The following is an 11,932-nucleotide window of genomic DNA, read 5'->3' as shown; positions in this document are numbered from 1 at the left end:
TAATCGTCTTTTCGAATTGAAATATTTGAGTATGTTTATTTTTTAAATTAAAATCCCTACTTTCTATCCTTCAAATGAAAGGGAAAAATTATCTTTCTATGGTTTTTATGTGAACTACATTTAGCTACTAAAAAATCTACGGTAAAGACTAAAAGAAGGAAAAATATTATTATCCAAATCCACTTTTTAAAATAATTATTTTTCAAAGCCATTGATGAAACTTTTTAATAAATCTATTTTTTATAAACTGAGTAAGTAAACAGTAACTAAAGAGTATAGCTATTAACCAAGGAAAATAACTTAAAGGTAAGGGTTGTAGATGTATGGATTCCGCTAACGGAGTAAATGGTAATGAGATACCAATCAACATAATCAAACTTGTTAATGCAACTACTGGTGCTGTAGCCCAACTTTGTATAAAAGGTACTTTACGCGTGCGTATCATATGTACAATTAATGTTTGTGATAAAAGCCCTTCAACAAACCAACCGGTTTGAAATAAATTTTGGTGTTCAGGGGAATTTGCTTTGAAAACAAAAAACATGACTGCAAAAGTTATATAATCAAAGAATGAACTAATAGGTCCTATATATATCATAAAACGACTAATCCCTTTTGTGTCCCATTTTTGGGATCTTTCCATAAACTCCTCATCCATTTTATCCCAAGGGATAGAAGTTTGAGATATATCATAAAGTAAATTTTGTATTAGTAAGTGTATGGGAAGCATAGGTAAAAATGGAAGAAAGATACTTGCACCAATCATGCTAAACATATTCCCAAAATTACTACTGGTGGTCATTTTAATATATTTAATTATATTTCCAAAAGTCCTTCGACCATATACCACTCCTTTTTGAAGAACTCTAAGATCTTTTTCTAAGAGTATAATATCTGCACTTTCTTTAGCAATATCTACAGCCGTATCCACAGAAATCCCAACATCAGCTTTACGCAATGCCGGCGCATCATTGATTCCATCTCCCATAAAGCCTACCGTAAAATTTTGTTTTTGAAGAAGAGTAACGATTCTTGATTTTTGTACAGGGTTAAGCTTAGCAAATATGCTTATATCTTTGATTTTCTTTGAAAGTTCATCATCGTTTAAGAGCTCAATATCTGCACCTAAAACTATGTTTTGAAAAGGTATTCCAACATCTTTACATATTTTTCTAGTTACAATTTCATTATCACCGGTTAACACTTTTACTTGGATCCCTAATTTTTGAAGTTTTTCTAAAGCTGGCTTTGCTGAAGGTTTTGCTGGATCCAAAAAACCTATAAAACCCGTGAGTATTAGGTTAGATTCATCTTCAACGTTATAATCTATTTTAGGGTTGTTATATTCTTTAATAGCCACTAACAATACTCTTAAACCATCTTCGTTTAGTTTTCTTGAGGTGTTTAAAACCGTTTTTTTCATCTGAGCATCTAAGGCTATTATTGAATCTTTTTCTGCATGCATCTTAGAATTTTCACCAGGATAAAAAGCATGAGTACAAAGATCTAACATTTCTTCTACGGCTCCTTTGCAAATAAGAAGTTGCTTTTTGTTTTTCTTTTCTAAAATAACACTCATTCTTCTTCTTTGAAAATCAAAAGGAATTTCATCAACTTTTAAATAATCTTCTTCAACCTTTAAATAATCATGAACCTCCACATGCTCAAGAATGGCAATATCTAATAAGTTTTTTAAGCCCGTTTGGTGAAAACTATTCAAATAAGTCCACTTTAAAACTTCATCATCCTCATGTCCCAATACATTTAAATGTCGTTCTAAAACGATTTTATCTAAGGTGAGCGTGCCTGTTTTATCTGTACACAGAATATCCATGGCACCAATGTTTTGTATTGCATTTAATTTTTTTACAATCACTTTTTGCTTACTCATACTTTTAGCTCCTTTGGCTAAGTTAGCCGTAACAATCATTGGTAGCATTTCTGGAGTTAAACCTACTGCAATAGCTACAGCAAAAAGCAAAGCCTGTAACCAATCTCCTTTGGTTAAACCATTAATTAAAAAGACTAAGGGGACCATTACAAGCATGTATCGAATTAAAAGCCAACTTACTTTATTTACTCCTCTATCAAAACTGGTTTCTCCTTTTTTACCACTAATTGCTTTACCTATTGAACCTAAGTAGGTTTGGTTACCTGTAGTCACAACAATAGCTATGGCTGTTCCACTTACTACATTGGTACCCATAAAGCATAAATTTTCTAATTCTAGTGGAGATTTATTCTCTGCATTTACAATAGCCTCATCTCTCTTTTCTAAAGGATGGGATTCACCCGTGAGTATGGCCTGACTTACGAATAAGTCTTTGGATTTAATAATCCTTAAATCTGCAGGTATCATATCTCCTGCACTTAGATGAACAATATCTCCGGGAACAATTTCTCTTATATTAACTTCTACTTTACCTTGGTTTCTTCTAAACACAGTCGCTGTAGTTTTAACCATATTCTTTAGATTTTCAGCTGCTCGATTACTATTGTATTCTTGCCAAAACCTTAATATGGAACTTATAATAATCATAGAGCCAACCACAATAATTGTTTTGAAATCTCTCTCTTCAGGAGAAACTATCCATACATCCATTATTGCTGAAATAATCACAAGTATAACTAAAACAGCTATGAAAGGATTGATGAAAGCCATGACAAACTGTTTGTACCATGAGGGTACTTTGTCCTGCTCTATCTCGTTGTAACCAAATTTTTTAATCTTTTCTTCAACCGTGGGAAGGCTTAATCCTTTTTCACTACTTTCTAACATAGCATAAAATAAATTGCTAGTGTTCTTGGAAACCATTTGAAGTTTCGTAGTTGAATTTATTTCAATGTTAGAATGTTTTTTAGATCTATTTGCATTCATAATGATCTATTTTATTTATGCTTATATCTTATACATCAGACTGTTGCCCTACGAATTCCCAGCTAACCTTTATAACCTCTTGTTCTATAGTTAATCGGCTTACCATTTGTTCCATTAAATAATCTTGAATTCCATTGGCAGTTATATCTGCGGTAATAAGTGTGCTTTCTCCATCTAAATCGTCTTTACTTGAAAGTGATCGAAGTAATAATTTTTCGTTGTTCCCTAATTGCTGAATTAATAAAACTCTTATGTGGTTTTCAATATTATTTTTACAGTGAATGAGAATCTGATACTCCGTAGTTGCTGTATGATCCTTTTGTTTAAAAGATATTTTGTTCATTTTGCTTCCTAGTGGTCGTAATGTTATATGAATTATGATTACAGTTAAAGCTGTTAAGGCTGCTTGAGCATATAAGCCAATGCCTACCAATGAACCAACTGCAGCCGAACACCAAATGGTTGCAGCTGTGTTTAACCCTCTTACGGTTAAACCATCCTTCATGATAACTCCAGCACCTAAAAAACCAATTCCGCTTACAATTTGTGCAGCCACACGACTAGGATCTCCATGGCTACCACTTACAGACATAGAAATTAATATAAATGCTGCTGAGCCTACAGCCACTAAAGTATTGGTTCGTAAACCGGCACTTTTCTGTTGCCATTGTCTTTCTATGCCTATAGCCATACCTAAAACAAAAGCCAAAATTAATCTTAAAGCAAATTCAGTGATTGGTAACATTGTAATTGATTTTATTGATGAATATAAATAATTTACCGTTTTTTTTCGGTACCATTTACATATAATTGGTTTTTAATGCCAACTTTTCTAGAATTTGTGTAATTGAGGCAACTATCTTTAAGTAGTTTATAAATTAATAATTGCATGACTCGTTTAATTTTATTCACCTAAGAACAAACCAAACGATATGTCGTCCTTTAAAGTGAAATATTAATAATTTTTAAATATTTTAATTTTGGGAGATAATCTTCCATTTTTCTACATGTTGGTAGTGCAAAAGTATGGCATATTGTATTCTATTACCATTAGAAAACCATTAGAAAAAAATTAGAAATAATTAAATATTATAGTCTTAACTATTCAAAAAAATCTTTTATTTTTTGTTTTTACATAAAAGCCAAAAAATATTACATGACCTAGAGTTACTAAGCCTAATATTGATTTTATCAATATATTTTGATATATTATCATAAATATAATCGACAAAAAACTCACAAACACTAGTAGAATCAACTTTTGCTTTAGTGTCATGGCTCTTTCTTGAACACAATCTTTTATATATTTTTTATATATTTTTGAAGATACTAACCTAGAATGAAATTTCTCTGATCCTTTTCCGTAGCAGTAGGCGGTTAATAGTAAAAATGGTGTGGTTGGAAGTATGGGTAGAAAAGCTCCTATAATTCCTAGTAATAATGAAATAGTTCCAAATATTATCCATACAATCTTCATAACCTTTCAAATATACATAAGGAATTTTAGTTTTTTTAATCTTATTGATTATAAATTCTAATATGGAAATAGTTATAGCATATTTGTTCACCTTCTCTAAAAAAGATTGGTTTATATAAGTAATCCAGAAATAAAAATAAGTAGCTATCTGTACAAGAATTCTGTTATTTTCTTAAAATTTTTAAGCTAAGTTGGATTGTAACCAATACTCTGCATCTTCTAATTTAATATCTTTACGATTGGCATAATCTTCCACTTGGTCTTTTGTGATCTTACCCAATCCAAAATATTTGGCTTGAGGATTGGCAAAGTAATAGCCTGAAACGGAAGAGGCGGGATACATAGCTAAACTTTCTGTAAGTATGCATCCAATTGATTCTTTTACATCCAATAATTCCCAAATCGTTATTTTTTCTAAATGATCCGGGCATGCCGGATATCCTGGAGCTGGACGAATCCCTAAATATTTTTCTTTAATAATTTCATCTTTATTTAAATTTTCATCCGATGCATAACCCCAAATTTCCTTCCTTACTTTGGCATGTAAGTATTCTGCGAGAGCTTCTGCAAATCGATCGGAAATTGCTTTTACCATAATTGCTGAGTAATCATCATTTTCTAATTCATATTTTTTTGCCAATTCTTCTGCTCCGAAGATTGTAACTGCAAAACAACCAATATAGTCTTGGATATTCTCTTTATTTTTAGGTAGAATAAAGTCTGACAAAGCAAAATTTGCTACGCCTTCTGATTTTTTTGTTTGTTGTCGTAAAGTTCGGAATGTGTTTATATGCTGTCCCTTACTATCATAGATTTCAATATCATCCTGCTCTGTTGCATTGGCAGCAAATAAACCTATGACCGCTTTAGGTTGTAATAAATTTTCGCTTATAATTTCGTCTAATAAAGCTTGCGCATCTTTATAAAGATTGGTTGCTTCTTCTCCAACAATTTTATCTGTAAGTAAATTAGGGAATTTACCTGTAATTTGCCAAGCTCTAAAAAATGGTTGCCAATCTATATACTCTTTTAAGTCTGATAATGGTATTGCATCGAATACTTGTGTTCCTATTTGTTTAGGTTTATAGGGGGTAAAAGATTTCTTGTCTATTTTAAATTTGTTCTTTCGAGCTTCTGCTATGGTAAGATAATCTTTTTCTGAACTTCTGCTTAAATAGCTTTCTCTTAAATATTTGTACTCTTCTTTTATCTTAGCCTTAAAGGTTTCGTGTTGATCAGACAATAAGGAGGAAGCTACCGCCACGGATTTGGATGCATCCAATACATGGATTACCGTATGGCTGTATTTGGGTTCAATTTTAAGTGCTGTATGAATTTTGGAAGTTGTTGCTCCACCAATCATCACAGGAATAGATATTTTTCTTTTTTCTAACTCATCTACCACACTAATCATTTCATCCAATGAAGGAGTAATTAATCCACTAAGCCCAATTATGTCAACGTTTTCTTTAAGAGCTGTTTCAATAATTTTTTCTTTAGGAACCATTACTCCTAAATCTACAATTTCATAATTGTTACAAGCCAAAACAACTCCTACTATATTTTTTCCAATATCGTGAACATCTCCTTTTACTGTTGCCATAAGTATTTTTCCGTTAGTTCTACTTTCCTCTGTTTTTTCGGCTTCAATAAAAGGTTGTAAATAAGCAACTGCTTTTTTCATTACACGTGCAGTTTTCACTACTTGAGGCAAAAACATTTTTCCTGCCCCGAAAAGTTCACCTACGGTATTCATACCATCCATCAAGGGACCTTCTATTACATCTAAAGGTCTTCGGGCTTGTAAGCGAGCTTCTTCCACATCTTGTTCTATATAATCTGCATTCCCTTTGATTAGGGCATATTCTAATCGTTTTTCAATGGAATAATTTCTCCATTCTTCAACTTTTTGTTCCTTAGCTCCTTTTTCTTGTGTAATGGTTTCTGCATATTCAATCAGATTTTCGGTTGCATCTTCACTTCTGTCAAAGAGAACATCTTCAATTTTACGTAGAAGTTCTGGTTCAATTTCATCATAGTTCTCTACTTGTGTAGGATTTACTATTCCCATATCCATTCCGTATTGAATGGCATGATATAAAAAGGCAGCATTAATAGACTCTCTAACTTTATTATTTCCTCGGAATGAAAAAGACACATTACTAACTCCACCAGAAACATAACAACCGGGTAAATTTTCTTTTACCCACTTTGTTGCCTCAAAAAAATCTAAGGCATTTCTTCTATGCTCTTGCATTCCCGTTCCTACGGGAAATATATTTAAATCAAAAATTATATCTGAAGGGTTTATATTTAATTGATGTACTAAAATATCGTATGATCTTTGTGCTATGGTCTTCCTTTTTTCCAAGTTATCGGCTTGTCCTTCTTCATCAAAAGCCATAACAATGATTGCTGCTCCATAGCGTTTAATAATTTTAGCTTTTTTTATAAATTCTTCTTCTCCTTCTTTTAAACTTATAGAATTTACGATTCCTTTTCCTTGTATGTTTTTTAACCCTGCTTCTATTACCTCCCAGTTAGAAGAATCGATGACTATAGGTACCCTAGCGATATCTGGTTCTGAGGCTATGAGTCTTAAAAAAGTGGTCATGGTTTTCACTCCATCTATCAACCCTTCATCCATACAAATATCTATTATTTGAGCCCCTCCCTCAACTTGATCTCTTGCTACCGACAAGGCTTCTTCATACCTTTCATTTTTAATAAGATTTAGAAATTTCTTAGAACCTGTTACATTGGTTCTTTCTCCTATATTTATAAAATTACTATTGGGAAGTAAAGTAAATTCTTCTAATCCGGAAAGTTTTAAGGTATTCTGCATGATATTTTCAAAGATTAACAAAGTTACAATATTTGTTTCTAACTACTTTATAGGTTTGTAGTTTAGTGCTTTTAACGTATTTTTGGGGGTTAAAACTAATGAAATGAAATTACTAAATTTACTATTTATTTTATTTACAGGCAGTTTATGGGCTCAAAATTATATTCCTATTGATACTGCAGACAGGGCTAAAAGAGATTTAGCTGCCGCTTCTTTTAAAAATTCGGGCGATGAATTCATCAAATTCGTAAAAACGAACTATCCTAAAAAGGTTGGAAAAATAATGGCTCTAAGCTATGAAGAATTTTATAAGGATTTTGAAAAACAGATCAAAGACGGTAGTTTTGTTTACGATGTTCGTTTTTCAAGCTATATTGACAAAATTCTAAATCAATTAAAACAAGGCAACCCTAATATTCCTAAAGACTTACGTGTATTAATTTCCAAAGATCCTAGTTTAAATGCTTATTGTTTACCCAATGGAACCTTTGTTTTAAATATGGGACTTTTTTATTGGCTGGATAATGATGATGAAGTTGCCTCTGTTCTAGCACATGAATTAAGCCATAATATTCTTAAACATTCTTTGAAAAGAGGGGAAGCTATAGCTAATGATGAACTTTCTTCCAATAATAAAAATCAAATTAAAAGTATTCAAAAGCAAAAATACAATAAGAGCAGAGCTGCGCTAGAACTTTATAGAAATAAATTGTATGCCAGTGGAGATCTTAGGAAAAAAAATGAATTTCAAGCAGATTCTTTGGGGCTTATCATCATGAAAAATTCTCCTTTTAATGAAGGGGCTTTTGTGGATGCTTTGGAGTTGATGGAGGAATATGATTCTATTAAACCTTCTGGATTGAAAGAAGATATATATCGAAAGTTTTTTTCGCTTCCTAATCAACCGTTTAAGGATGATTGGTTGAAAAGAGAAGATTTTTCTAATTACGATTATTCTTTATATAAAGAAAAAATTGATAAGGATTCTATTGCTACCCACCCGGAAATTGAGGATCGAATCAATAAATTGCGTACCTATTTTCCAGGTATGAAGGAAAATGATATAGAACTTAAACCTAGTAAAGAATTAGAAGAATTACAAAAAATTGCAAAATATGAGCAAGTTCCTTCTTTATATTTCTTTGAACAATATGGTGCAGGTATTTATATTTGCTTATACTATTTACAGAAAGATCCAGAAAATCAGTTTTATAAAGAATGGCTAGGTAAATGTTTTGAGAAAATTTACGAGGGAAGAAAAACTTATCGTTTAAATCGCTATTTAGATCGCATTGAACCCAAAGACCAATCCGAAAGTTATCAACAGTTTTTAAGTTTTATGTGGAACCTTTCCTTGGATGAAATTAAAAATATTTCTGAGTTTTATAATACAAAAAAAGCACCTGAATAAGGTGCTTTTCTTTTTAAAGAATTATTTTAATAGTTTATTTTTTCTAACCGAAGTTCCGGCATTTTGTTTTCATCCTCAAATTCTTCATACAATAATAAATAACCATTTTTAGCAGGTAAGAAAGATATTTTGCTTCCTTCCTCTGTCTTTATAGGGAAATCAGGCAATTGTTTTATTTTTCCATCTTTATAAGAAAGGGAAGAAAGAGTATTTATTTTTCCTTCTTCATTTTTTTGTTTATAAAAGATAACTATAGTACCATCCTCTATTTGTTTGGTAAATTCTATATCTTCTAATGGTAGTTTTTTTAGCCAACTTTCACTAACTGATATAGAAATCCCTAAATCACTAAGTTTCTTTCTAGTATTCTCTATAATTTCTTGCTGATCTTCTTTTTTAGTAAAAAGTCTACTTTTAATATTCGTTTTAGTGAACTTAATTACTTTTAAATCTTTATTAAGCTCAACCAAATACAAATTGCCAAATTCAGATTTTTCAGAATTTTGATTTGTTTCTTCAAAAATAAGAATTGAATTATTATTTTTTAATTTAAGATGTTCAATGAGCTTTAATTCCCATTTTTTTCCATTATTCATGACCTTATAGTCTGGAGTATAATTCATGAAGGAAGATAAATCTTTTAAATTAAAGATATCGGTCTTCACCTTTTTTCCAGTATCCAGTGAATAATATTCTTTGACAATAATTTTAAACGGATCAGGATTAATAACCCTATCGGAAAAATTTGTTTTGGAAACTTTTAATAAATTATCCTCAATATTACCATAGGTATTAAAATAGAATTGTAAATTTTTATTTAATCCATTAATAATTGAATCTTTTTTCTCCGGATCTGGTATAGATAAGGTGGTAATAGTAGATCCGTCTTTCATGCTAATCAATTTATACCTTAAGTCCAATATTTTTTTAGAAGAGGTTTCTTTTATATCTTTTTCTGTTAATAAACCAATTTCTTCATTAACCGAAGATAACCAAAATTCTGTATACTTTTTTGGGGTCTGTTTATTTTGTTTACTATTTTTTAAGCACCAGGTTGGCTCTCCTGGTTTTAATTCCTTATAAAAACATAATGGGTAAGGCCATTTAAAATTGTTATAAAAAAAACCAGTTTGAGAGTAGGGAAATAGGCTATAATAAAAAGCATTAGAATTTTTTCCTATATCTATGGGGAAATTGGATTGGCTGTCATTGACATAAAAGGGATCTGATACTTTGTTGGTTTTTAGATCAATCAATCGCTGCCATCTGTTTCTATTTTTCATTTTATCACCATCTTCGTATACATTGAGTAATACTTGTTTATTAATATACCATCCCTCAAAATATTTTCTTGTATTAATTCCCTTATTATATTGCTCTGAAAATTCTCCGGAAAATACTTTGTTTAAATTCTTGTCTAATAAAACGTATTCATAATTATACTCTGTACGTTGGGTTCTGTCCTTATTAAAAATAAAAAAATATCCATATAGACCAAGTTCTTTTTCAGAATACGCATCTAATAAAGGGGTATAATAAACCAGCTTACCCTCCGATAGCTTCGCTAATTTAGCAGTCTGTGCCCCTGTGGTTGAATATATAAACAGGCAAAGTAAATAGAAATATAGTTTTCTTTTCATAATTATGTAAGATTAATTTAATTTTTCTAAACGAAGTTGGTTGTATTTTTCGTCAATTTCATTGTATTCTCTTAATAAAATATAACCTTCTTTAGCTGGAATTGGCAAAATAGTGAATTTTTCATCTTTTGAACTCATCGGTATTTTATCTTCTTTTATTATACCTTCCTTATTGAGAGTTACTACTCCTAAAACCCATTCTTTATTAGAGTTTATATAATTTTTGTAGAAAAAGGTATATTCATTTTTTTCTTTTGAAAATTGTGAAAATAAGTAATTGTACTGAGTTCCTTTGAATGGTTCTTTAGCTATGGTTTCAATCTTTTTTAGTTTAAAATCCGGATCCATTAAAAATAAAACAAAATCTGAAGAGCTAGAATTGGGTTGATACTTATCAGTTAAAAAGCATACGGAACCATCTTCGAATATATAAAATCCATTGGGACGTAATAAGTATTTTTTATCTACCTTTCCTTTTTTGTTAATATTTATTTGCTCTTTTAAATCTTCCCACGGAATATATTTCTCATTTATTTTATTCCCATTTTTATCCAAAATTATTCGATAAAATCCCAAGGACATATTTAAATTGTAAGAATCAGTATAACCATCGTATTTGTAATAATTGCCTGTAATTATAAATTGGTTATTGAATACTTTAGAATTAAAATCATGATAAATCTTAGTGAGGTTATTATCGAATGTATAACGAAATTCTATTTTACCATTCTGTGAGTTAATAGCTACGATTTTATCTTTTTTAAGCAAATTAGATTCAAGAAGATAAATAATTTCAGATTTTTTATTATTGATATAAATCGTGTTTTGTTCTTTATTTTTTGTACTTGTGTTATATTCATAGCTCCATTGCAACTGATTTTTCAAATCATAAAATTTCAAAAACTTATTGGTTCCAACCTTAGTATAGGGTTGCTCTTTTATATAAAAACCATTGTGGTTTTTATCCGGAATTGCAATTCCTGTATTTTTAAAATAAAAGGCTTTTTTTTCATATTCTGGATAGCTTTTGGGTATTTCTTCAATAGCATCATTGTAATACCAAAACTCCGGGGAGATGGTTTTTTCTTTTATCGATAGAATTGAAAATGACTCAATAGGCAGTGCATTCATAGGCTGATGACTTAGACGTAAGAGTAATTGATTATTATTAATAAGAGAACAATCTCTAAAATATCTTGTAACTAACATTTTGTTGTATTGATGCATCTTAAAAGAGTGATTAGCCACTCTATTTAAATTTTTATCTAATAAAACATACTCCATTTGTATATGATCTTCATCTATATTTTCTTGATTAAAAAAATAAATATAGCCATATACCTGATCTTCTGTATCCAATAATATTTGGCTATAAACCAATTTTCCACTTGCTAATGTGGCTAAGTCTTGGATTTGTGCCGAGATAAATCCGACAAGGGATAAAAATAAAGCTAAAAAAAGTCTTTTCATAGTAGTAATATTTATAAATTAATTTTTAAATTTCTTTAAAGGATAGGGAGTTTTTATTGAACTCTAAAGTCCATGAATTATTCCATGAAGATTTATAAATCTTCATTTTGGTTTTGCTAAATAATGTTATAGTAAGAATGTTCTAAGAATAGTATTCATAGTAATTTTTTCATATTAGTATAGTTTCAAGTACAAATATATAGATTTTCAT

General features: G+C 30.3%; 7 protein-coding genes. 1 reads left to right on the top strand and 6 read right to left on the bottom strand.

Going from position 1 to position 11,932, the window contains the following annotated elements:
* Positions 1-202 precede the first annotated feature (202 nt).
* From mgtA to metH, 4 genes are all read right to left on the bottom strand, one after another.
* Positions 203-2,878, bottom strand: coding sequence for a magnesium-translocating P-type ATPase (gene mgtA, locus ETU10_RS03845; protein WP_146310015.1), 2,676 nt, complete (start codon positions 2,876-2,878; stop codon positions 203-205).
* A 28-nt stretch (positions 2,879-2,906) separates the two neighbouring features.
* Positions 2,907-3,623 carry an MgtC/SapB family protein gene (locus ETU10_RS03840; protein ID WP_146310013.1) on the bottom strand — a complete coding sequence of 239 codons (717 nt, stop codon included), beginning with the start codon at positions 3,621-3,623 and terminating at the stop codon, positions 2,907-2,909.
* A 360-nt stretch (positions 3,624-3,983) separates the two neighbouring features.
* On the bottom strand, positions 3,984-4,355 hold the full coding sequence (locus ETU10_RS03835) for a YbaN family protein (RefSeq protein ID WP_146310011.1): 372 nt from the start codon (positions 4,353-4,355) through the stop codon (positions 3,984-3,986).
* Positions 4,356-4,536: 181 nt separating this feature from the next.
* Positions 4,537-7,200 carry a methionine synthase gene (gene metH / locus ETU10_RS03830; RefSeq protein ID WP_146310009.1) on the bottom strand — a complete coding sequence of 888 codons (2,664 nt, stop codon included), beginning with the start codon at positions 7,198-7,200 and terminating at the stop codon, positions 4,537-4,539.
* A 103-nt stretch (positions 7,201-7,303) separates the two neighbouring features.
* On the opposite strand from metH, the gene ETU10_RS03825 reads away from it, so the two are divergent.
* A complete protein-coding gene (locus ETU10_RS03825) occupies positions 7,304-8,611 on the top strand; it encodes a M48 family metallopeptidase (RefSeq protein WP_146310007.1) in 1,308 nt (435 codons plus the stop codon).
* A 26-nt stretch (positions 8,612-8,637) separates the two neighbouring features.
* On the opposite strand, the gene ETU10_RS03820 is transcribed toward ETU10_RS03825, so the two are convergent.
* Together ETU10_RS03820 and ETU10_RS03815 are read right to left on the bottom strand one after the other, a co-directional pair.
* Positions 8,638-10,251, bottom strand: a complete 1,614-nt coding sequence (locus tag ETU10_RS03820; protein ID WP_146310005.1) for a hypothetical protein — start codon at positions 10,249-10,251, stop codon at positions 8,638-8,640.
* 12 nt (positions 10,252-10,263) lie between these two features.
* Positions 10,264-11,721: a hypothetical protein gene (locus ETU10_RS03815; protein ID WP_146310003.1), complete on the bottom strand. Its 1,458-nt coding sequence runs from the start codon at positions 11,719-11,721 to the stop codon at positions 10,264-10,266.
* Between the last annotated feature and the right edge of the window lie 211 nt (positions 11,722-11,932).

The sequence above is a fragment of the Apibacter muscae genome, assembly GCF_007845595.1.
Classification (GTDB): Bacteria; Bacteroidota; Bacteroidia; order Flavobacteriales; family Weeksellaceae; genus Apibacter; species Apibacter muscae.
Note: the sequence above shows the minus strand (reverse complement) of the source record. Positions and strands in the feature narration are given on the sequence as shown.

What these genes read in the sequence shown, in the direction of transcription:
- mgtA (WP_146310015.1), bottom strand. Translation starts at nt 2,878, where the DNA reads ATGAATGCAAATAGATCTAAAAAACATTCTAACATTGAAATAAATTCA.
- ETU10_RS03840 (WP_146310013.1), bottom strand. Translation starts at nt 3,623, where the DNA reads ATGTTACCAATCACTGAATTTGCTTTAAGATTAATTTTGGCTTTTGTT.
- ETU10_RS03835 (WP_146310011.1), bottom strand. Translation starts at nt 4,355, where the DNA reads ATGAAGATTGTATGGATAATATTTGGAACTATTTCATTATTACTAGGA.
- metH (WP_146310009.1), bottom strand. Translation starts at nt 7,200, where the DNA reads ATGCAGAATACCTTAAAACTTTCCGGATTAGAAGAATTTACTTTACTT.
- ETU10_RS03825 (WP_146310007.1), top strand. Translation starts at nt 7,304, where the DNA reads ATGAAATTACTAAATTTACTATTTATTTTATTTACAGGCAGTTTATGG.
- ETU10_RS03820 (WP_146310005.1), bottom strand. Translation starts at nt 10,251, where the DNA reads ATGAAAAGAAAACTATATTTCTATTTACTTTGCCTGTTTATATATTCA.
- ETU10_RS03815 (WP_146310003.1), bottom strand. Translation starts at nt 11,721, where the DNA reads ATGAAAAGACTTTTTTTAGCTTTATTTTTATCCCTTGTCGGATTTATC.